Annotated in this window: 25 protein-coding genes; 3 read left to right on the forward strand and 22 right to left on the reverse strand. The window is 67.9% G+C overall.

Annotated elements, in window-relative coordinates; all coding sequences use genetic code 11:
- The first annotated feature begins 27 nt into the window (after window positions 1-27).
- Window positions 28-1191, forward strand: coding sequence for a S1C family serine protease (locus QTI17_RS24590; protein ID WP_286523450.1), 1164 nt, complete (start codon window positions 28-30; stop codon window positions 1189-1191).
- A gap of 12 nt (window positions 1192-1203) precedes the next feature.
- On the opposite strand, the gene tatC is transcribed toward QTI17_RS24590, so the two are convergent.
- The 9 genes from tatC to QTI17_RS24635 all read right to left on the reverse strand — a co-directional run bounded on the left by tatC (window position 1204) and on the right by QTI17_RS24635 (window position 6036).
- Window positions 1204-2001: a twin-arginine translocase subunit TatC gene (tatC, locus tag QTI17_RS24595; RefSeq protein WP_286536280.1), complete on the reverse strand. Its 798-nt coding sequence runs from the start codon at window positions 1999-2001 to the stop codon at window positions 1204-1206.
- A gap of 60 nt (window positions 2002-2061) precedes the next feature.
- A complete protein-coding gene (tatB, locus tag QTI17_RS24600; RefSeq protein WP_286536281.1) occupies window positions 2062-2520 on the reverse strand; it encodes a Sec-independent protein translocase protein TatB in 459 nt (152 codons plus the stop codon).
- A gap of 13 nt (window positions 2521-2533) precedes the next feature.
- Entirely contained in the window at window positions 2534-2776 is a 243-nt protein-coding gene (tatA, locus tag QTI17_RS24605; protein ID WP_286523455.1) for a Sec-independent protein translocase subunit TatA, read from the reverse strand.
- 65 nt (window positions 2777-2841) lie between these two features.
- On the reverse strand, window positions 2842-3201 hold the full coding sequence (locus QTI17_RS24610; RefSeq protein ID WP_286536283.1) for a histidine triad nucleotide-binding protein: 360 nt from the start codon (window positions 3199-3201) through the stop codon (window positions 2842-2844).
- Window positions 3191-3580: a DUF4870 family protein gene (locus QTI17_RS24615; protein ID WP_286536284.1), complete on the reverse strand. Its 390-nt coding sequence runs from the start codon at window positions 3578-3580 to the stop codon at window positions 3191-3193. Before QTI17_RS24615 ends, QTI17_RS24610 begins: the two co-directional genes overlap by 11 nt.
- A gap of 14 nt (window positions 3581-3594) precedes the next feature.
- The gene (locus QTI17_RS24620) at window positions 3595-3978 is read right to left on the reverse strand and encodes a phosphoribosyl-ATP diphosphatase (protein ID WP_286536285.1); all 384 of its coding nucleotides are present in this window, start codon (window positions 3976-3978) and stop codon (window positions 3595-3597) included.
- Window positions 3975-4376: a phosphoribosyl-AMP cyclohydrolase gene (gene hisI / locus QTI17_RS24625; RefSeq protein ID WP_286536286.1), complete on the reverse strand. Its 402-nt coding sequence runs from the start codon at window positions 4374-4376 to the stop codon at window positions 3975-3977. Before hisI ends, QTI17_RS24620 begins: the two co-directional genes overlap by 4 nt.
- 16 nt (window positions 4377-4392) lie before the next feature.
- Window positions 4393-5172 carry an imidazole glycerol phosphate synthase subunit HisF gene (gene hisF / locus QTI17_RS24630; RefSeq protein ID WP_286536287.1) on the reverse strand — a complete coding sequence of 260 codons (780 nt, stop codon included), beginning with the start codon at window positions 5170-5172 and terminating at the stop codon, window positions 4393-4395.
- A 24-nt stretch (window positions 5173-5196) separates the two neighbouring features.
- Entirely contained in the window at window positions 5197-6036 is an 840-nt protein-coding gene (locus QTI17_RS24635; RefSeq protein ID WP_286536288.1) for a D-hexose-6-phosphate mutarotase, read from the reverse strand.
- An 89-nt stretch (window positions 6037-6125) separates the two neighbouring features.
- On the opposite strand from QTI17_RS24635, the gene QTI17_RS24640 reads away from it, so the two are divergent.
- Together QTI17_RS24640 and QTI17_RS24645 are read left to right on the forward strand one after the other, a co-directional pair.
- Window positions 6126-7433 carry a dicarboxylate/amino acid:cation symporter gene (locus QTI17_RS24640; protein ID WP_286536289.1) on the forward strand — a complete coding sequence of 436 codons (1308 nt, stop codon included), beginning with the start codon at window positions 6126-6128 and terminating at the stop codon, window positions 7431-7433.
- A gap of 9 nt (window positions 7434-7442) precedes the next feature.
- The gene (locus QTI17_RS24645) at window positions 7443-8381 is read left to right on the forward strand and encodes an amino acid ABC transporter substrate-binding protein (RefSeq protein ID WP_286536292.1); all 939 of its coding nucleotides are present in this window, start codon (window positions 7443-7445) and stop codon (window positions 8379-8381) included.
- A gap of 18 nt (window positions 8382-8399) precedes the next feature.
- On the opposite strand, the gene hisA is transcribed toward QTI17_RS24645, so the two are convergent.
- The 13 genes from hisA to QTI17_RS24710 form a co-directional block, all read right to left on the reverse strand.
- Window positions 8400-9140, reverse strand: coding sequence for a 1-(5-phosphoribosyl)-5-[(5-phosphoribosylamino)methylideneamino]imidazole-4-carboxamide isomerase (hisA, locus tag QTI17_RS24650; RefSeq protein ID WP_286536293.1), 741 nt, complete (start codon window positions 9138-9140; stop codon window positions 8400-8402).
- A gap of 99 nt (window positions 9141-9239) precedes the next feature.
- Entirely contained in the window at window positions 9240-9896 is a 657-nt protein-coding gene (hisH, locus tag QTI17_RS24655) for an imidazole glycerol phosphate synthase subunit HisH (RefSeq protein WP_286523469.1), read from the reverse strand.
- Window positions 9897-9898: 2 nt separating this feature from the next.
- The gene (gene hisB / locus QTI17_RS24660) at window positions 9899-10528 is read right to left on the reverse strand and encodes an imidazoleglycerol-phosphate dehydratase HisB (RefSeq protein ID WP_286536294.1); all 630 of its coding nucleotides are present in this window, start codon (window positions 10526-10528) and stop codon (window positions 9899-9901) included.
- The gene (gene hisC / locus QTI17_RS24665) at window positions 10525-11616 is read right to left on the reverse strand and encodes a histidinol-phosphate transaminase (protein ID WP_286536296.1); all 1092 of its coding nucleotides are present in this window, start codon (window positions 11614-11616) and stop codon (window positions 10525-10527) included. The genes hisB and hisC overlap by 4 nt, the downstream gene beginning before the upstream one ends.
- 17 nt (window positions 11617-11633) lie before the next feature.
- Window positions 11634-12023, reverse strand: coding sequence for a hypothetical protein (locus QTI17_RS24670; RefSeq protein ID WP_286536297.1), 390 nt, complete (start codon window positions 12021-12023; stop codon window positions 11634-11636).
- Window positions 11990-12541, reverse strand: coding sequence for a WcaF family extracellular polysaccharide biosynthesis acetyltransferase (locus tag QTI17_RS24675; RefSeq protein WP_286536298.1), 552 nt, complete (start codon window positions 12539-12541; stop codon window positions 11990-11992). Before QTI17_RS24675 ends, QTI17_RS24670 begins: the two co-directional genes overlap by 34 nt.
- A complete protein-coding gene (locus QTI17_RS24680) occupies window positions 12538-13587 on the reverse strand; it encodes a glycosyltransferase (RefSeq protein ID WP_286536299.1) in 1050 nt (349 codons plus the stop codon). The genes QTI17_RS24675 and QTI17_RS24680 overlap by 4 nt, the downstream gene beginning before the upstream one ends.
- A gap of 19 nt (window positions 13588-13606) precedes the next feature.
- Entirely contained in the window at window positions 13607-14929 is a 1323-nt protein-coding gene (gene hisD, locus QTI17_RS24685) for a histidinol dehydrogenase (protein WP_286536302.1), read from the reverse strand.
- Window positions 14926-15564, reverse strand: coding sequence for an ATP phosphoribosyltransferase (hisG, locus tag QTI17_RS24690; RefSeq protein WP_286536305.1), 639 nt, complete (start codon window positions 15562-15564; stop codon window positions 14926-14928). The genes hisD and hisG overlap by 4 nt, the downstream gene beginning before the upstream one ends.
- The gene (gene murA / locus QTI17_RS24695) at window positions 15561-16847 is read right to left on the reverse strand and encodes a UDP-N-acetylglucosamine 1-carboxyvinyltransferase (protein WP_286536306.1); all 1287 of its coding nucleotides are present in this window, start codon (window positions 16845-16847) and stop codon (window positions 15561-15563) included. The genes hisG and murA overlap by 4 nt, the downstream gene beginning before the upstream one ends.
- An 18-nt stretch (window positions 16848-16865) precedes the next feature.
- Entirely contained in the window at window positions 16866-17108 is a 243-nt protein-coding gene (locus QTI17_RS24700) for a BolA family protein (RefSeq protein ID WP_286536308.1), read from the reverse strand.
- A gap of 9 nt (window positions 17109-17117) precedes the next feature.
- Window positions 17118-17882 (reverse strand): ABC transporter permease, encoded by a 765-nt coding sequence (locus QTI17_RS24705; RefSeq protein WP_286536382.1) that lies wholly within the window; start codon window positions 17880-17882, stop codon window positions 17118-17120.
- Window positions 17882-18829 (reverse strand): ABC transporter ATP-binding protein, encoded by a 948-nt coding sequence (locus QTI17_RS24710; RefSeq protein WP_286536310.1) that lies wholly within the window; start codon window positions 18827-18829, stop codon window positions 17882-17884. The genes QTI17_RS24705 and QTI17_RS24710 overlap by 1 nt, the downstream gene beginning before the upstream one ends.
- Window positions 18830-18903: the final 74 nt, after the last annotated feature.

The following is an 18903-nucleotide window of genomic DNA, read 5'->3' on the forward strand; positions in this document are numbered from 1 at the left end:
AATTGGCGCTTTGCTTCCCGCTTTTTCATGAAACGCACCTGGCTGCTGTTTGCCCAAGCCGTGACCGTCCTGCTGGCGGCCTATTTCGTCGTCGCGACGCTCAAGCCCGAATGGCTGAACCGGCGCACCGGCCCGCTCAACGGCCTGGTCTCGGTGGTCGAAGCCCCTGCCGCGCCGGCCGGCAGCATCGCCGCCGGCAGCCTGAGCGCCGCGGCCAAGAAGGCGTCGCCGGCCGTGGTCAGCATCAACACCAGCAAGGCGGCCCAGCGCTCACCGCGCAGCAACGACCCCTGGTTCCGCTTCTTCTTCGGCGACCAGGGCGATCAGCCGCAGATCGGCCTCGGCAGCGGCGTGATCGTCAGCGCCGACGGCTACATCCTGACCAACAACCACGTGGTCGAGGGCGCGGACGAAATCGACGTCACGCTCAACGACAGCCGGCACGCGCGCGGCAAGGTGATCGGCACCGACCCCGACACCGACCTGGCGGTGCTCAAGATCGAGCTCGACAAGCTGCCCGTGATCGTGCTGGGCAACTCCGACGCGCTGCAGGTCGGCGACCAGGTGCTGGCCATCGGCAACCCCTTCGGCGTCGGCCAGACCGTGACCAGCGGCATCGTCTCGGCGCTCGGGCGCAACCAACTCGGCATCAACACCTTCGAGAATTTCATCCAGACCGATGCCGCCATCAACCCGGGCAATTCGGGCGGCGCGCTGATCGACGTCAACGGCAACCTCGAAGGCATCAACACGGCGATCTACTCCCGCTCGGGCGGCAGCATGGGCATCGGCTTCGCGATCCCGGTCTCGACCGCCAAGCAGGTGCTGGAGGACATCGTCAAGGCCGGCAAGGTCACGCGCGGCTGGATCGGCGTCGAGCCCAACGACCTTTCGCCCGAACTGGCCGAGACTTTCGGCGTCAAGGCCAGCAGCGGCGTTATCATCACCGGCGTGCTGCAGAACGGCCCGGCCGCCAAGGCGGGGGTGCGTCCCGGCGACGTGATCACGGGCGTGGCCGAGAAGAGCGTGGGCAACACGCAGGAGCTGCTGAGCGCCGTCGCCGGGCTCAAGCCGGGAACGGCGACGCGCTTCGCGCTTCAGCGGGGCAGCGACAAGCTGGAACTGGACGTGACGCCGGGCCTGCGCCCCAAGTCGCCGGTGCGCCGGGTGCCGAGCAGCGACGCCGAATAAGCCGGCTGCCGTTCAGGACTGTGCCGAATCGGCGCTTTCCTCTGCCGGCTTGCTGAACTTGGTGAAGTAGCGGGCGCCGACGATGCCGACCTCGTACAGCAGGCACATCGGAATCGCCAGTGCGAGCTGCGAGACGACGTCGGGCGGCGTCAGCACCGCGGCGACCACGAAGGCCAGCACGATGAAGTAGCCGCGGAACGAACGCAGCTTCTCGATCGTGACGAGCTCGAAGCGGACCAGCAGCATCACCACGATCGGTACCTGGAAAGCGACCCCGAAGGCGATGTAGAGCGACAGGATCGCCTCCACGTAGGACGAGATGTCGGGCGTCGCGTTGACCGAGGGCGGCGTGAACTTCTGGATGAAGCCGAACATCTTGTCCAGCACGAAGAACTGGACAAAGGCGATGCCGCCATAGGCCAGCAGGCTGCCGAAGAAGATCAGCGGCAGCGCGAACTTCTTCTCGTGGCTGTAGAGGCCGGGCGCCACGAACATCCAGGCCTGGTACATGAGCCAGGGCAGCGCCAGCAGCACGGCCGTCATCGCCAGCACCTTGAGCGGCACGAAGAACGGCGAGAAGACGCCGATCGCGATCAGCTTGGCATCCGGCGGCATGTGGGCGCGGATCGGCACCGCGATCATGTCGATCAGCCCGGCCGGCCCGGGCCAGATGGCCAGCAGCACACCGGCCACGACCAGGCCGTAGACGCAATAGAGCAGGCGATCCCGCAGCTCCATCAGGTGCTGGACGAAGGGCTGCTCGGTGCCGGCCAGTTCGTCTTCTTTGTTCTTGTCTGTGGAATCGGCCATGTGGGGACGCTGCGTTCAGAAATCGGCGCGCGCTGTGCGCCGCCCTTCGCTTGCTTGCGCCTAATTGATTTTGTGAGGGCGGTAGCGGGCGACGCGCGCCGCGCCCGAGAGCGCCTTGGTGCGCACGCCGTTGCGCGCCTTGTACCACTGCGGCGTGGCGCCCTGCTTCAGGCGCCAGTTCTTGCGTGGGTGCTTGTACTCGGGATAGGCGGGCGCGGTGTCCGACAGCGCGGACAAGGTCTGGCCGCTTTCCGAGAACTGCTTCTCGAAGTCGCTGGCGCCGGACTGGATGCTCTGCTCGACGTCGCGCGCAGCCTCCTGCACGGTGTCTTTCATCTTTCGCAGTTCGTCGAGGTCCATCGACCGATTGACCTCGGCCTTGACGTCGTTGACGTAGCGCTGCGCCTTGCCGAGCAGGGTGCCGACGGTGCGCGCCACGCGCGGCAGCTTCTCCGGCCCGATGACGATCAGCGCCACGGCGCCGATCAGGGCCAGTTTCGAGATGCCGAGATCGATCACGGAACGGTCTGGCTCAGGACTTCTGACGTGCTTCGACGTCGATCGTGGTCTTGTCGGCGGTGCTGTTGCCGCTCACCTGGGCGTTCGGGCCGGCGGCGGTCGGGGCATCGGTGCTCGCGCCGTCCTTCATGCCGTCCTTGAAGCCCTTCACGGCGCCACCGAGGTCGGACCCCATGTTGCGCAGCTTCTTGGTGCCGAAGATCATCACGACGACGAGCAGCACGATCAGCCAGTGCCAGATGGAAAGTGAACCCATGGATTACTCCTGAAGAATGTGTCGCATTTTAGTCGGCGCCGAATGACCGGCCGAAAGGATGGCTTTCAGCCCCGCAGCCAGGGCCGCGGACCACCCATGACGTGCACATGGAGATGGTGCACCTCCTGCCCGCCCTCGGCGCCGGTATTGACCACGATGCGGAACCCGCCGTCGGGATACGGCCGGCAGCCCTGCTCGATCGCCAGCTTGGGCGCCAGGGTCATGATCCGGCCCAGCAGCCCCGCGTCGTCGGCCGTGACCTGGGCCATCGACGGGATGTGGCGCTTCGGGACGATCATGAAATGTATCGGCGCCCAGGGCGCGATGTCGTGGAAGACGAACAGTTCGTCGTCCTCGTAGACCTTGCGCGAGGGAATCTTGCCCTCGATGATTTTGCAGAAGATGCAGTTCGGGTCAGATGACATTGCTGGTATCCATGGGACGGCCCGCGTTCATGCGCACCATCCCCTTGACGATGCGATAGAGGAACCAAAGCGAAATCAGTGCCCAGGCGATCCAGCCCGGCACCAGGAAAAGCAGCCACAGCCACGAGGTCAGGACGTACAGGACGCCGGCCCACAGCACCGAGCGGATGCGCCAGCTGAAGTGCGACGCCTGCCAGGTGCCGGCGGCATCGTCGCGCTTGACGAGGTCGATCACCAGCGCGATCACCAGCAGCCCGATCGAGGCCTGGGCGCCGGGCAGCACGGCGCCGATCGCCACCACCAGGTGCAGGATGTAGCTGACCCAGCCCCAGGTCTTGAGCGAGTCGTCGGGCTCGACGGTCACGATGTCGTTGGGCATGGCGTGCGCTCCTTTCAGTCGTTGGAAGCTTCGCGATCCTGCGCCTTGCGCAGGGCCTTTTCCTCGATGCCGCTGGTGCCCTCGCGGCGCTCCAGTTCGGCGACCACGTCGGCCGGCGAGAAGCCGTAGTGCGCCAGCGCCACCATGCTGTGGAACCACAGGTCGGCGACTTCGTTCACCAGTTTGGCGCGGTCGCCGCCGTGGTCGGCATCCTTGGCGGCCATCACGACTTCGGTCGCCTCCTCGCCGATCTTCTTCAGGAAGGCGTCGGGACCGCGGTGCAGCAGGCGGGCCACATAGCTCTTGTCGGGGTCGCCGCCGCGCGACGGCAGGCGGCTTTCGATCACGGCGGCCAGGCGCGCCAGGGCGTCTTCGGCGTTGCGGGGTTCGGTGCTCATCTTGGGGACGATGTGTAGATCGAGGCCGGGTCTTTCAAGACCGGCTCGGTCGCGATCCACTGGCCGTTCTGGTACTTGCTGAAGAAGCAGCTGTGGCGGCCGGTGTGGCAGGCAATGCCGGGCTCGTGGCCCTGCTGCGTGACCTTGAGCAGCACCACGTCGTTGTCGCAGTCGATCCGGATCTCGTGCACGGTCTGGACGTGGCCCGACTCTTCACCCTTGAACCAGAGCTTCTGGCGGGAGCGGCTGAAGTACACGGCGCGGCCGAGTTCCGCCGTCCGGGCCAGCGCCTCGCGGTCCATCCAGGCGAACATCAGCACGTCGTTGCTGCCCTGTTCCTGCGCGATCACCGGCACCAGGCCGTTCGCGTCCCATTTCACTTCGTCGAGCCAGTTCATAGCGGGCTATTGTCGGTCACAGACGCACCGGGATGCCGCGCGCCGCCATCCGGGCCTTGGCCTCGCCGACCGTGAACTCCCCATAGTGGAAGATGCTCGCCGCCAGCACGGCGTCGGCGCCGCCGGTCTGGATGCCGTCGGCCAGGTGCTCCAGGCTGCCGACACCGCCGGAGGCGATCACCGGCACGCTGACGGCATCGCTCACGGCCCGCGTCAGTTCGAGGTCGAAACCGCTCTTCGTGCCGTCGCGGTCCATGCTGGTCAGGAGGATCTCGCCGGCGCCGCGGCGCGCCATCTCGACCGCCCACTGCACGGCGTCGAGGCCGGTGTTCTTGCGCCCGCCATGGCTGTAGACGTCCCAGCCCGGGCCGCGCCGGGCGGCATCCTCGGGCGAGCGCCGCTTGGCGTCGATCGCCACCACGATGCACTGGGCGCCGTATTTCTGCGAGGCGTCCTCGATGACCTGCGGATCGGCGATCGCGGCCGAATTGAAGCTGGTCTTGTCGGCCCCGGCATTGAGCAGCCGGCGCACGTCGGCCACGGTGCGCACGCCGCCGCCAACGGTCAGCGGGATGAAGACCTGGGAGGCCACCGCCTCGATGATCGGCAGGATCAGGTCGCGGCCGTCGCTGGTGGCGGTGATGTCGAGGAAGGTGAGCTCGTCGGCGCCCTGCGCGTTGTAGCGGGCCGCGATCTCGACCGGGTCTCCGGCGTCGCGCAGTTCGACGAAATTGACGCCCTTGACGACGCGGCCGCCGGTGACGTCGAGACAGGGAATGATGCGTTTGGCAAGCATGGTGTGGTTCGGGCAAAAAGAGGTTCAGGCGACCCTGAGCTGTTGCCAGCCCTGCCACTGCGCGCCGGGCGCCAGCAGCACGGGTTCGTCGATGCGGGCGGCCTCGACGCAGAGCATGTGGCGCCAGCCATCGTCGGGCAGGTCGTCGAGCTTGGCGGCGAGCAGCGGGCCCGGGTTCCAGACCACGGTCTCGGTGCAACTCGCGCTTTGCGAGATCTCGAGTGTGCCCGAAGGCTGGACCAGCCGCAGCGGCCGGGCGGGCGCGGCGTAGACGCTGTCGAATTCGCTGCCGAAGGCCAGCGCCGGCGCCATCTCGACATGGCGGTCGTCGCGCACCGCATCCCAGCGGTTGGCGCCCTGCAGGCCCTCGAGCCGGGCCTCGGTGGCCTCGTCGACCCGCAGGTAGCTGTGAAGCGCCGCCGCGAAGGACCAGGGTTCGCCGCCCATGTTGTCGATGGCCAGGGCGACGCGCAGCGAACGCGCGGCCAGGGTGACGGTCAGCCGGGCCCGGAACGCGTGCGGCCAGAGCGCCCGCGTGGCGGCGCCGTCGCGCAAGACCAGCACGGCGGTGTCGCGTCGGTCGTCGGCCTGCGGCTCGGCCGTCCACGGCAGGGTGCGGGCAAAGCCGTGCTTGGGCAGTGGGCCGCGCAGGTTGAACTGCGGCCAGCAGACCGGGATGCCGCCGCGGATCGGGCTCTGGCCGTCGAAGCGGGCGTCGGGGCTCAGGTAGAGCCGCTCGACGCCATCGGCCGTGGTCCACGACAACACATGAGCGCCGTGCAGCGCTACAGTGCAACTGTCGCCGCCGGGCAGCGCCAGCCGCACGGCCGGCTGGCCACGAAAGACGAGGGCTTGGAGGGTCATGGCCCGATTCTAGGTTTGGCCGGCGGTTGCGGTTGGGCACCGGCGACACGGATCCCGCTTCAAAACAACTCGCAACGAGGAGCGCCTCCATGAGAAGGAAACTGCCGCCGGCCGCCTGGATCCTGATCGCGATGCTGATCGGGATCGCCATCGGCTACATGGTCTTCGTCAACTTCCCGAACAAGAGAACCGCCGGCGAGATCGCCGGCTACATCTCGATCATGTCGGACGTGTTCCTGCGCCTGATCAAGATGCTGATCGGGCCGCTGGTGTTCTCCACCCTGGTCGTCGGCATTGCCCACATGGGCGACGCGGCCGCCGTCGGACGGGTGTTCGGCAAGGCGCTGGGCTGGTTCATCACCGCCTCGCTGGTCTCGTTGCTGCTCGGTCTCATGATGGCCAACCTGCTGCAGCCGGGCCACGACCTCGGGCTGCCGCTGCCCGAGATCGGGTCGTCCGCCAACCTCGCCACCTCCAAGTTCACGCTCAAGGATTTCGTCAGCCACGTGGTGCCGAAGTCCTTCGTCGAGGCCATGGCCAACAACGAGATCCTGCAGATCGTGGTGTTCTCGATGTTCTTCGGCGTCGCGCTGGCCTCGCTCGGCGAGAAGGCCCGCACGCTGGTCAACGCGATCGAGGAGCTGTCCCACGCCATGCTCAAGATCACCGGCTACGTGATGAAGCTGGCGCCGCTGGCGGTGCTGGCTGCCATGGCGGCCACGGTGGCGGTCAACGGCCTGGGCATCCTGCTCAAGTTCGCGGTCTTCATGGGCGGCTTCTACCTGAGCCTGTTCATCCTGTGGGCACTGCTGGCCCTGGCCGGGTTCTTCTTCCTCGGGCCGCGCATCGTGACGCTGCTGAAGCTGATCCGGGAGCCGTTCCTGCTCTCGTTCGCCACCGCCAGCTCGGAAGCGGCCTACCCCAAGATCCTGATCGCACTCGACCGCTTCGGCGTCAAGCGCAAGATCTCCAGCTTCGTGATGCCGATGGGCTATTCGTTCAATCTCGACGGCTCGATGATGTACTGCACCTTCGCGGTGCTGTTCATCGCCCAGGCCTACGACATCCCGCTGTCGCTCGGCACCCAGCTCACGATGCTGCTGATCCTGATGCTGACCTCGAAGGGCATGGCCGGCGTGCCGCGCGCCTCGCTGGTCGTGATCGCCGCGACCCTGAACCAGTTCAACATCCCCGAAGCCGGGCTGCTGCTGATCCTCGGCGTCGACACCTTCCTGGACATGGGCCGGTCGGCCACCAACGCGGTGGGCAACTCGATCGCCACGGCGGTGGTCGCCAAATGGGAGGGCGAACTGCTCTCCGAAAGCGACGCCGCGGCCAATGCGCGGGCGATGGACATCGAAAGCGCCGCCACCCTCGCCCATCCGGTGCATGCCTGAGGCCCCGAAATGAGCGCCGTACGGACCCTGGCGACCACCGCCGCGCTGCTGGGAGCACTGCTGGGCCTGGCGCCAGCCGCGTTCGCCCAGTCCGATCCGACGCCGGTGACGCCCGCCGCGCTCAGCGGCACGCTGGCCAAGGTACGGACGGCGGGGGCGGTCGTGATCGGCTACCGCGAATCCTCGGTGCCGTTTTCCTTCCTGTCGCCGCGCAAGGAGCCGATCGGCTACTCGATCGAGCTGTGCAAGGCGGTGGTCGAGGCGATGGGCGATGCGGTGCACAAGACGCTGGAGATCCGGTGGCTGCCGGTGACCGCCGAGACCCGCATCGATGCCGTGGCGAGCGGCCAGGTCGACCTCGAATGCGGCTCGACCACCAGCAACCTGGAGCGGCAGAAGCGGGTCGCCTTCTCGCCGACGATGTTCGTCTCGGGCACCCGGCTGCTGGTCAGGAAAGGCTCGCCGATCCAGTCCTTCCGCGACCTCGCCGGCAAGCCGGTGGCCGTGACCGCCGGGACCACCAACGAGAAGACGATGCGCGATCTGTCGGCGCGCTTCAAGCTGGGCCTGGAGCTGGTCGTTTCGCGCGACCACGCCGAATCGTTCGCGCTCGTGAAGTCCGGCAAGGCGGAGGCCTTCGCGACCGACGAGGTGCTGCTGTATGGCCTGATCGCCCAGGACAGGGGCAGCGCGCAGGGCCCGACCGACTACCAGGTGGTCGGCGACTTCCTGTCCTACGACCCCTACGGCGTGATGTACCGCAAGGGCGATCCGGAGATGGCGAAGGTGGTCAACGACACCTTCCAGATGCTGGCCGAGGACGGGGAGATCGAGCGCCAATACAAGCGCTGGTTCCTGCGCAAGCTGCCCGGCGGCACCAGCCTCGACCTGCCGATGAGCCCGCAGCTGGAAACGATCATCCAGGCGATGGCCATCAAGGCCGAGTAGTCGGCCCGGACCTGAACCCTAGACCGCGAGCTCGTCGGCCCGGGCCTGGGCGGCGGCGAAGTCCAGGTCGCCCGAATAGATGGCGCGGCCGCAGATGACGCCTTCGATGCCGTCCGCCTCGACCGCGCACAGCTTGTCGATGTCGGCCATGTTCGAGAGCCCGCCCGAGGCGATCACGGGGATCGTCAGCGCCTGGGCCAGCCGCACGGTGGCATCGATGTTGATGCCCGACAGCATGCCGTCGCGGCCGATGTCGGTGTAGATGATCGACTCGACGCCGTAGTCTTCGAACTTCTTGCCCAGGTCGGCGACCTCGTGCCCGGTCAGCTTGCTCCAGCCGTCGGTGGCGACCTTGCCGTCCTTGGCGTCCAGGCCGACGATGATGTGGCCGCCGAACGCGCTGCAGGCGTCCTTCAGGAAGCCCGGGTTCTTGACCGCGGCGGTGCCGATGATGACGTAGCGCAGGCCGTCGTCGATGTAGCGCTCGATGGTGTCCAGGTCGCGGATGCCGCCGCCCAGCTGCACCGGGATGTCGTCGCCGACCGCCTTCAGGATCGCCTTGATCGCCGCGTGGTTCTGCGGCTTGCCCGCGAAGGCGCCGTTCAGGTCGACCAGGTGGAGGCGGCGGGCACCGGCTTCGAGCCACTTGCGCGCCATCGCGGCCGGGTCTTCGCTGAAAGTGGTGGACTGGTCCATATCGCCTTGCTTGAGACGAACGCAGTGGCCATCCTTGAGGTCGATCGCAGGAATGAGGAGCATGGTGGTGCGGGATTGCGGACGGGGAAAAGCGCGATGGTACTCAGAACCCGGCGGGCCGCGGGCACAGGCCCGGGCCGAACGGTGGAGGCGTTCAATGCGTCAGGGGTTCCAGTGGAGGAAATTTCGATAGAGCTGCAACCCGTGGTCCGCACTCTTCTCCGGGTGGAACTGGGTAGCGAAAATATTATCGCGTGCGACGGCAGCGGTAAAGCGCTCACCATAGTCGGCCTCCCCGGCGCTGTGCGCGGGATCGGCGGGCCGGGCATAGAAGCTGTGGACGAAATAGAAATAGCTCTGGTCGGGCACGCCGGCCCAGACCGGGTGAGGCCGGGTCTGGAAAACCTGGTTCCAGCCCATCTGCGGCACCTTGAAGCGGCTGCCGTCCGGCTGCAGCCGGCCTTCGAGCTCGAACTTCCGGACCTGGCCCGGGATCAGGCCCAGGCCATCGGTCGGACCTTCGTCGCTGTGCGACAGCAGCATCTGCATGCCGACGCAGACGCCGAACAGCGGCTTGCTGGCGGCGGCCTCGAGCACCGAGTCGAGGAGGCCGGAGTCGGCCAGTTCGCGCATGCAGTCGGGCATGGCGCCCTGTCCCGGCAGGACCACGCGGGTGGCCCGGCGCACCACGTCGGGGTCGGAGGTGACGAACACCTCCACCCCGACCTGGTCGGCGGCGTGCTGCACGGCCTGCGACACCGAGCGCAGGTTGCCCATGCCGTAGTCGACCACGGCCACGGTGTTGTTTGCAGTCGACACGGTCAGAGGGAGCCCTTGGTCGAGGGAATGACGCCGGCCGAGCGCGGATCGAGCTCGAGCGCCGCCCGCAGCGCCCGCGCGAAGGCCTTGAACACGGTCTCGCACTGGTGGTGCGCGTTGACGCCCTTGAGGTTGTCGATGTGCAGGGTCACGAAGGCGTGGTTGGCGAAGCCGTGGAAGAACTCGTAGGTCAGCTGGCTGTCGAAGGTGCCGATCATGCCGCTGGTGAAGGGCACGTCCATGACCAGACCCGGGCGGCCCGAGAAATCGATCACGACACGGCTCAGCGCCTCGTCGAGCGGCACATACGCATGCCCGTAGCGGCGGATGCCCTTCTTGTCGCCGACCGCCTTGGCGACCGCCTGGCCCAGGGTGATGCCGACGTCCTCGACCGTGTGGTGGCCGTCGATGTGCAGGTCGCCCTGGCAGTCGATGTCGAGGTCGATCAGGCCGTGGCGGGCGATCTGGTCGAGCATGTGGTCGAAAAAGCCGATGCCGGTCGAGAGTTTCGCGCGGCCGGTGCCGTCGAGGTCGAGCTTGACCGTGATCTTGGTCTCGGCCGTGTTGCGGGTGACGGACGCCACGCGCGCGCCGGTGGCGATGACGGCTTCGGGTGCCAGTGGGGTGTTCATAGTGAGGCTTCGAGGGCCGCGAGCATCTGCGCATTCTCGTCGGCGGTTCCGACCGTCAGGCGCAGGCAGTTGGCGAGCAATGGGTGCATTTTAGAAACGTTCTTGACCAGCACGCCGCGTGCCTTCATTCCCTCGAAGGTCTTTGCCGCGTCGGGCACCCGGATCAGGATCATGTTGGCCTCGCTCGGCCAGCTCCGGACCGCCGGCAGGCGGGCCAGCCGCGCCACCACGACGGCGCGCTGGCTGCGGATCTCGGCCGCCTGGGCGGCGAACACATCGGCGTGCTCGAGGGCGAACAGGGCGCACTCGCAGTTCAGCACGCTGATGTTGTAGGGCGGGCGCACCTTGTCGATCTCGGCCACCAGCGCCGCCGGGCCCATCAGGTAGCCCAGGCGGGCGCCGGCCAGGCCGAACTTGCTCAGCGTGCGCATCAGCAGCACATGGCCGTGGCGCGCCACGCGGTCGATGTAGCTGCGGCCGGCGAAGGGCTGGTAGGCCTCGTCGATGACCACCAGCCCGCCCTGGGCGCCCTGGGCCTGGACGATCTTCTCGATCACTGCGTCGTCCCAGAGATTGGCGGTCGGGTTGTTCGGGTAGGCCAGGAACACGATGGCCGGCTTCTCGCGGGCGATGGCGTCGAGCATGGCGCCCTCGTCGAGCTCGAAGTCGGCCGAGAGCGGAACGCCGACGAAGCGCAGGCCCTGCAGCTGGGCGCTCATGGCGTACATCACGAAGCCGGGCACCGGCGCCAGCACCGTGGCGCCCGGCAGGTCGCAGGCGATCGCCAGCAAGGAGATCAGCTCGTCCGAGCCGTTGCCCAGCATCAACGCGAAGCCCTCGGGCATGCCGGCGTGCGCCGCCAGCGCGCGCTGCAGGTCGGCGCCGCGCTCGCCCGGGTATCGGTTCAGCGCCAGCGCGCCGAGCCGCTCGCCGAGGGCGGCCTGCAGCGCCGGCGCCAGGCCGTGGGGGTTTTCCATCGCGTCGAGCTTCAGCAGGCCGCGGGCGTCCTGCACGGCGTAGGCATGCATGGATTGCACGTCGGCGCGGATGCGGCCGAGGGCGCGGCGGGTATCGTCGGTGGCGGTCATTCGGGGCTGGTTCGGATTCAGGGGTTGCAGCGATAGCTGTTGCGCAGCGCCGCCGAGAGCACGAGCTGCACCGGCATGTCGGCCTCGTAGCTGTCGGCGTTGCGTGTCAGTTCGGTTTGATAGAGGGAGCGCGCCATCACGGGCTCGAGCCGGCGGCCGTTGATGCAGAACAGCGGCTTCTGGCCGGCGCGCTGTCCGGCGTCGTTGGCTTCGCGCAGGCCTTCCATGACGCCCACCAGGTAGTAGCTGGCGTAGGCCTTGCCGTCTTTCTCGTTGGCCTCGAGCGTGCGCAGTTCGCGGATCGACATCGCCTGGGCGAGCGCCGGCAGTATCAGCAGCAGCGCGCAGGCCACGGCGGCGCGCCGGCCTCGGCCTAGTCGTGCCGGCGCGGCTTGATGAATACGCATGGATTGCCTGCAGAAACCGACCAGGCTTCGAGATCGCGGGTCACGACCGAGCGTGCGCCCACCACGGCGCCATCGCCGACGCTGACACCCGGTCCGATGAAGCTCTGGGCAGCGATCCAGACCCGGTCGCCGACCTGGATGTCGTCCCAGATCAGCGGGAAGTTGGGCACGTTGTAGTCGTGGGATCCGGTGCACAGCCAGACGCCCTGCGAGACGCAGGTGTTCGAGCCGATGCGGACTTCGCCGAAGTTGTAGATGTCCACGCCCTCGGCGATCGCCGTGTAGTCGCCGATGCGCAGGTTCCAGGGCATCAGCACCTTGACGCCGGGGCACACCAGCACGCCCTGCCCCACCCGGGCGCCGAAGAGGCGCAGCAGGCGCACGCGCAGCGGCGACAGCGCACGCGGCCCCAGCCTGCCCAGCAGGGTCCAGACGATCATCCAGATCACCCGCCGCAGCTTGTGGCCCAGGCTCCACGGGTGCCTGCTGTTCTGGAGGTCCATGGCGTCCTGCTTCATGCGGCGGCTCCCATCCGTGCAATGGCCCGGGTCACGGCGTCCATCGACCGGTGCTCCCGGTGCGCCTGGACGGCCTCGGCCCTGGCCGGCTGGCGCGCCATGTCGACCGCCCGCTGCACGCATTCGACCAGTTCGGCGCGGTCGCGGTAGCAGGCACCGGCCGGCAGCGGCAGGTCCACCTGGTCGCGCAGCGCGGGCAAGTCGGGGGCCACCACCAGGCAGCCCAGCCCCACCGCTTCCGCGAGCACGCCGGAGATCCGGTAGCTGTAGGCCGACTCGTCATAGGGCAGGACCACGACGTCGCACGACTCGAGCGCACGCAGGTAGTCGGCGCGCAGGGTGGTGTTGATGACGGTCGCACGGTCCTTCCAGCGGTCCAGGAAGTCTGCGTCGGCGGTGCCGACCAGCAGTTCGATCGGCGGCGTGAAACGGCCCTCGGCGCTGGCGCCGGCGATGGCATCGAGCGCCCAGCGCGGCGACTTCTCGGCCCGGAAGCTGCCGATGAAGCCGACCACCATCTTCCGCCCGACCGGATCGCGCACCGGCGCGCTGCGCGCGAGCTCCGGAATCGGCGTCGGCATGGCGATGATGCGGGACGGGTCCGGATGCGCCGCGACCGGGCGCCAGGTGTCGATCGTCTCGTAGACGACGAAGCGAAAGCCGACCGCATAGAGGATGCGCAGCATCAGGCGATGCACCGGATGCCGGGCCGCCTGGCCGACGTTGTGATGGCACAGGAACCACAGCGAGCGCCGGCGCAGCCAGAGGGCCGGCGCGACCAGGAACAGCGGGACCGTCAGGAACTCGCGGATGAACAGCGTCCGTCCGCCCGCCATCCAGGCCCTGGGGATGAGCCTCAGGTGGCCGAAGAGCTTGCCCAGCATGCCGCTGGCACGGCGCGGCAGCGGCGCGACGTCGGCCAGCACCGGGTGCATCGGCACCCGCACCAGTTGCACGGTGCCGACGCGCCGGCAGGCCGGCCCGAGCATGCCGAGCGCGCCGTGCGGGTCCCGGTAGCGCCGGAGGTAGCTGACGAAACTGCTCATGGCCGCAGGCTAACCGAAATCAGCGCTGGCGCAGCCGCATCTCGGCCGCCCGGGCGTGGGCCTGCAGGCCCTCGCCATGGGCGAGCACCGAGGCCACCTGCCCGAGCGCCTGGGCGCCCTCCTCGCTGACTTCGATCAGGCTCGAGCGCTTCTGGAAATCGTAGACCCCGAGCGGCGAGCTGAAGCGTGCCGTGCCGCTGGTCGGCAGCACATGGTTGGGGCCGGCGCAGTAGTCGCCCAGGCTTTCGCTGGTGTAGGCACCGAGAAATATCGCGCCGGCGTGCCTGAGCAGCGGCTCCCAGCGGTGGGGCTCCTGGCTGCTGACTTCGAGGTGTTCGGGTGCGATCCGGTTGCTGATTTCGCAGGCTTCTTCCATGCTGCGCGTGTGGATCAGCGCGCCGCGGCCGTTGAGCGAGGCGGCAATGATCTCGGCGCGTGGCATCGAGGGCAGCAGGCGGTCGATCTCCTGCTGCACGCGTTCGATGTAGGCGGCGTCAGGACTCAACAGGATGCTCTGGGCGAGTTCGTCATGCTCGGCCTGGCTGAACAGATCCATCGCGACCCACTCGGGCGGCGTGCTGCCGTCGGCCAGCACCAGAATTTCGCTCGGGCCGGCGATCATGTCGATGCCGACGGTGCCGAACACACGCCGCTTGGCGGCCGCCACGTAGGCATTGCCGGGCCCGGTGATCTTGTCGACCGCCGGAATCGTGGCCGTGCCGTAGGCCAGGGCCGCCACCGCCTGGGCGCCGCCGATCGTGAAGGCGCGCGTGACACCGGCCACGTGGGCGGCGGCGAGCACCAGCGGGTTGCGCTCGCCGCCCGGCGTCGGCACCACCATGACGATCTCGCCGACACCGGCCACGTGCGCCGGGATCGCGTTCATGAGCACGCTCGACGGATAGGCGGCCTTGCCGCCCGGCACGTAGATGCCGACGCGGTCCAGCGGCGTGACCTTCTGGCCGAGCAGCGTGCCGTCGGCATCGCGGTAGCTCCAGCTCTCGCCGCTCGCCTTCTTCTGGGCCTCGTGGTAGCTCCTGACGCGGCTTGCGGCGGCCTGGAGGGCAACTTTCTGCTCCGCCGGCAGCGACTCGAAGGCAGCGCGCAACTCGGCGGCCGTGAGTTCCAGCGCCGGCAGGCCGTCGACGTCGAGGCGATCGAAACGCCGCGTGTAGTCGAGCACGGCCTCGTCGCCCCGCTGCCGAACGTCGGCCAGGATGTCGGCCACCACCTGCTCGATGGCCGCATCCGCTTCGGCCGACCAATGCAGGCGCGCCTTGAATTCGGCCTCGAAGGTGGCCGATGCGGTGGACAGGCGGGCGGGAGCGGCTTTCAGGTTCATGTCGGGAGGGCCGATGCGAAGGCATCGACGATGCGGCGGATGGGCTCTTGCTTGAGCTTGAGCGCGGCCTGGTTGACCACCAGCCGGGCGCTGATGTCCATGATGCGTTCAACCTCGACCAGATGGTTGGCCTTGAGCGTGTTGCCGGTCGAGACCAGGTCGACGATGGCATCGGCCAGCCCCGTGAGCGGCGCCAGTTCCATGCTGCCGTAAAGCTTGATCAGGTCGACGTGCACGCCCTTGCTGGCGAAGAATTCGCGCGCCAGGCCGACGTACTTGGTCGCCACCTTGAGCCGCGAGCCTTGCTTGACGGCCGAGGCGTAGTCGTAGTCGGCGCGCACCGCCACGCTGAGGCGGCAGGCCGCGATGCGCAGGTCGAGCGGCTGGTAGAGGCCCTGGTTGCCGTGCTCGAGCAGCACGTCGAGCCCGGTCACGCCGAGGTCGGCGCCGCCGTACTGGACGTAGGTCGGCACGTCGGAGGCGCGCACCAGCACCACGCGGACATCGGGCCTTGTGGTGGAGAGGATCAGCTTGCGCGATTTCTCGGGGTCTTCGGTGACCTCGATGCCGGCCGCGGCCAAGAGCGGCAGGGTCTCCTCGAAGATGCGGCCCTTCGACAGCGCCAGGGTGATCACGGCTGCACCTCGGCCGGCCCGGCCACCCGCTCGATATCGGCGCCGATGCCGCGCAGCTTGCCTTCCATGCGGTCGTAGCCGCGGTCGAGGTGGTAGATGCGGTCGACCAGGGTCTCGCCATCGGCCACCAGGCCGGCGATCACGAGGCTGGCCGAGGCGCGCAGGTCGGTGGCCATCACGGTGGCGCCGGACAGTTGGCGCACGCCCTCGATCACCGCGACCTTGCCGTCGGTCTGGATCTTGGCGCCGAGACGCAGCATCTCGTCGACGTGCATGAAGCGGTTCTCGAAGATCGTCTCGGTGACGGTCGAGGTGCCTTCGGCGATCGCGTTGAGCGCCATGAACTGGGCCTGCATGTCGGTCGGGAAGCCCGGGTACTCGGTGGTGCGGAAGCTCTGTGCCTTGAGTCGGCCCTGGCTCTGCACCCGGATGCCGCCGTCGACCGCCGACACCTGGGCGCCGGCTTCGCGCAGCTTCTCGATGACGGCATCGAGATGGTCGGCCCGGCCATGCTTCAGGAACACGTCGCCGCCGGCCGCGGCCACGGCGCACAGGAAGGTGCCGGCCTCGATGCGATCGGCCACCACCTGGTGCGTGCAGCCATCGAGGCGCTCGACGCCCTGGATGCGGATGCGGCTGGTGCCGTGGCCCTCGATCTTCGCGCCCATGGCGATCAGCATCTCGGCCAGGTCGGCGATCTCGGGCTCCTGGGCGGCGTTCTCGAGCACCGTCTCGCCCTCGGCCAGCGCCGCCGCCATGAGGAAGTTCTCGGTGCCGGTGACCGTCACCATGTCGGTGGTGATGCGGGCGCCGTGCAGGCGCTTGCGGCCGCCGCCGATGCCCGCCACCATGTAGCCGTGCTCGACCACGATCTCGGCACCCATGGCCTGCAGGCCCTTGATGTGCTGGTCGACCGGACGCGAGCCGATCGCGCAGCCGCCCGGCAGCGAGACCTTGGCCCTGCCGAAGCGCGCCAGCAGCGGGCCGAGCGCGAGCACCGAGGCCCGCATCGTCTTGACCAGTTCGTAGGGTGCCTCGGGCACCTCGAGCGAGCGGGCGTCGATGCGCACCGTGCCGTTGTCGTCGCGCTCGGCACGCACGCCCATGTTGTGGACCAGCTTGAGCATGGTCGCGACGTCCTTCAGGCGCGGCACGTTGTGCAGCGTGACGGGGCGATCGGTCAGCAGGGCCGCGCAGAGTTCGGGCAGCGCGGCATTCTTGGCGCCGGAAATGAGTACCTCGCCGCGAAGCTTGCGCCCGCCGCGAATCAGAAGTTTGTCCATGAGGAATCCAGCGGAGGTCTAGCGAGACTGGCCTGCCCATTCGGCAGGCGTGAAGGTTTTCATCGAGAGCGCGTGCACTTCGTCGGTGTGCATTTTCGCACCGAGGGTGGCATAGACCCGCTGATGCCGCTGGATGGCACGCTTGCCCTCGAATTCGGCGGAGACGATGGTGGCATACCAGTGGCGGCCATCGCCCTCGAGCGTGATGTGGTCGCAGGCCAGGCCGGCCTGGATGATCGATTGGAGTTCGTCAGCTGTCATGGTTGGTTTTCATCCGCGGATCTTGTAGCCGATGCGCAGGAGGTGCACGGCGATCGCGCTGACCACCAGCCAGGCACTGCCGACGATCGCCAGGCTCAGCCAGGGCGATGCATCGCTGATGCCGAAGAAGCCGTAGCGAAAGCCATCGATCATGTAGAAGAAGGGGTTCAGGTGGCTCACCGTCTGCCAGAAAGGCGGCAGCGACCCGATCGAATAGAACACGCCGGACAGGAAGGTCATCGGCATGATCAGGAAGTTCTGGAACACCGCCATCTGGTCGAATTTCTCGGCCCAGAGGCCGGCGATCAGGCCCAGCGTGCCGAGGATGGCGGCGCCCAGAAAGGCGAACACCAGGATCCATAGCGGCGCCACGAAGCTCGGCAGCGCAAAAAAGGCGGTGACGATGAACACGCCCAGGCCCACCGCCAGCCCGCGCACGATCGACGACCCCACGTAGGCGAGGAACCAGCCCCAGTGCGACAGCGGCGTCAGCAGCACGAACACCAGGCTGCCCATGATCTTGCTCTGGATGATCGACGACGAGCTGTTGGCGAAGGCGTTCTGCAGCACGCTCATCATCACCAGGCCCGGGACCAGGAAGGCGGTGTAGCTCACGGTGCCGAAGACCTTGACGTGGTCCTCGAGCACATGGCCGAAGACCGCCAGGTAGAGCACCGCCGTCAGCACCGGGGCGCCGACGGTCTGGAAGCCGACCTTCCAGAAGCGCAGCGTTTCCTTGTACAGAAGCGCGCGCCACCCAAGAGCGTTGATCATCATCTTGCGACCTCCAGCGGCGTCTGCTCGCCGGCCATCAGGTCGATGAAGACGTCCTCGAGGTCGGCCTTGCGCATCTCGACGTCCTCGACATCGAGCCCGGCTTCGCGGATCGCGGCCAGCAGCTGCTCGACCTCGTGGGCGTTCTGCGCCGGCAGCTGCACGATGCGGCCCGTGATGCGGGCGTTCTGGGCGATCGCCCAGGGCAGCATGCCGTCGGTCTTGAAGCGCAGCACGTTGCTGGCGGCCGACCGCAGCAGCTCGCTGGTGCGGTCGAGCGCAATCACGCGGCCTTGCTTGAGCATCGCGATCCGATGGCACAGCGCCTCGGCCTCTTCGAGATAGTGGGTGGTCAGCAGCACCGTGCTGCCCTGCTTGTTGAGCTTGGCGACGAACTGCCACAGCGTCTGGCGCAGCTCGACGTCGACGCCGGCGGTGGGCTCGTCCAGCACGATCACAGGCGGCTTGTGGACCAGCGCCTGGGCCACCAGCACGCGCCGCTTCATGCCGCCCGAGAGCTGGCGCATGTTGGCGCCGGCCTTGTCGGCCAGGCCGAGGCTCTGCAGGAGTTCGTCGATCCAGGCGTCGTTGTTCTTGATGCCGAAATAGCCCGACTGGATCCGCAGCGCCTCGCGGACGTTGAAGAACGGGTCGAAGACCAGCTCCTGCGGCACCACGCCGAGTTGGCGGCGGGCCTGGGCGTAGTCCTTCTGGACGTCGAAGCCGTGGACCGCGATGGAGCCGCTGGTCGGGCGCGACAGCCCGGCGAGCATGCTGATCAGGGTGGTCTTGCCGGCCCCGTTCGGCCCCAGGAGGCCGAAGAACTCGCCCTCTTCGATCTGGAAGCTCACGTCATCGACGGCGCGGAGCCCGGGCTTGCCCTGGCTTCGTTGCTGGCGTGAGGGGGGATAGGTCTTGGAGACCGACTGGAAGGAGATCGCGGGCATGAGAACCCGCTATTTTAAGCTCGCCCCCAGGTTGGGCTCACTTCGTGTAGCCCGCCCACCCCCTGCCGGGGGCA

It is taken from the genome of Variovorax sp. J31P179, from assembly GCF_030316985.1.
Lineage (GTDB): Bacteria > Pseudomonadota > Gammaproteobacteria > Burkholderiales > Burkholderiaceae_C > Variovorax > Variovorax ginsengisoli_B.

Excerpts from the sequence above, each read along its gene's own strand:
- QTI17_RS24590 (WP_286523450.1), top strand. The coding sequence starts at position 28 with ATGAAACGCACCTGGCTGCTGTTTGCCCAAGCCGTGACCGTCCTGCTG.
- tatC (WP_286536280.1), bottom strand. The coding sequence starts at position 2,001 with ATGGCCGATTCCACAGACAAGAACAAAGAAGACGAACTGGCCGGCACC.
- tatA (WP_286523455.1), bottom strand. The coding sequence starts at position 2,776 with ATGGGTTCACTTTCCATCTGGCACTGGCTGATCGTGCTGCTCGTCGTC.
- QTI17_RS24610 (WP_286536283.1), bottom strand. The coding sequence starts at position 3,201 with ATGTCATCTGACCCGAACTGCATCTTCTGCAAAATCATCGAGGGCAAG.
- QTI17_RS24615 (WP_286536284.1), bottom strand. The coding sequence starts at position 3,580 with ATGCCCAACGACATCGTGACCGTCGAGCCCGACGACTCGCTCAAGACC.
- QTI17_RS24620 (WP_286536285.1), bottom strand. The coding sequence starts at position 3,978 with ATGAGCACCGAACCCCGCAACGCCGAAGACGCCCTGGCGCGCCTGGCC.
- hisI (WP_286536286.1), bottom strand. The coding sequence starts at position 4,376 with ATGAACTGGCTCGACGAAGTGAAATGGGACGCGAACGGCCTGGTGCCG.
- hisF (WP_286536287.1), bottom strand. The coding sequence starts at position 5,172 with ATGCTTGCCAAACGCATCATTCCCTGTCTCGACGTCACCGGCGGCCGC.
- QTI17_RS24635 (WP_286536288.1), bottom strand. The coding sequence starts at position 6,036 with ATGACCCTCCAAGCCCTCGTCTTTCGTGGCCAGCCGGCCGTGCGGCTG.
- QTI17_RS24640 (WP_286536289.1), top strand. The coding sequence starts at position 6,126 with ATGAGAAGGAAACTGCCGCCGGCCGCCTGGATCCTGATCGCGATGCTG.
- QTI17_RS24645 (WP_286536292.1), top strand. The coding sequence starts at position 7,443 with ATGAGCGCCGTACGGACCCTGGCGACCACCGCCGCGCTGCTGGGAGCA.
- hisA (WP_286536293.1), bottom strand. The coding sequence starts at position 9,140 with ATGCTCCTCATTCCTGCGATCGACCTCAAGGATGGCCACTGCGTTCGT.
- hisB (WP_286536294.1), bottom strand. The coding sequence starts at position 10,528 with ATGAACACCCCACTGGCACCCGAAGCCGTCATCGCCACCGGCGCGCGC.
- hisC (WP_286536296.1), bottom strand. The coding sequence starts at position 11,616 with ATGACCGCCACCGACGATACCCGCCGCGCCCTCGGCCGCATCCGCGCC.
- QTI17_RS24670 (WP_286536297.1), bottom strand. The coding sequence starts at position 12,023 with ATGCGTATTCATCAAGCCGCGCCGGCACGACTAGGCCGAGGCCGGCGC.
- QTI17_RS24675 (WP_286536298.1), bottom strand. The coding sequence starts at position 12,541 with ATGAAGCAGGACGCCATGGACCTCCAGAACAGCAGGCACCCGTGGAGC.
- QTI17_RS24680 (WP_286536299.1), bottom strand. The coding sequence starts at position 13,587 with ATGAGCAGTTTCGTCAGCTACCTCCGGCGCTACCGGGACCCGCACGGC.
- hisD (WP_286536302.1), bottom strand. The coding sequence starts at position 14,929 with ATGAACCTGAAAGCCGCTCCCGCCCGCCTGTCCACCGCATCGGCCACC.
- murA (WP_286536306.1), bottom strand. The coding sequence starts at position 16,847 with ATGGACAAACTTCTGATTCGCGGCGGGCGCAAGCTTCGCGGCGAGGTA.
- QTI17_RS24700 (WP_286536308.1), bottom strand. The coding sequence starts at position 17,108 with ATGACAGCTGACGAACTCCAATCGATCATCCAGGCCGGCCTGGCCTGC.
- QTI17_RS24705 (WP_286536382.1), bottom strand. The coding sequence starts at position 17,882 with ATGATCAACGCTCTTGGGTGGCGCGCGCTTCTGTACAAGGAAACGCTG.
- QTI17_RS24710 (WP_286536310.1), bottom strand. The coding sequence starts at position 18,829 with ATGCCCGCGATCTCCTTCCAGTCGGTCTCCAAGACCTATCCCCCCTCA.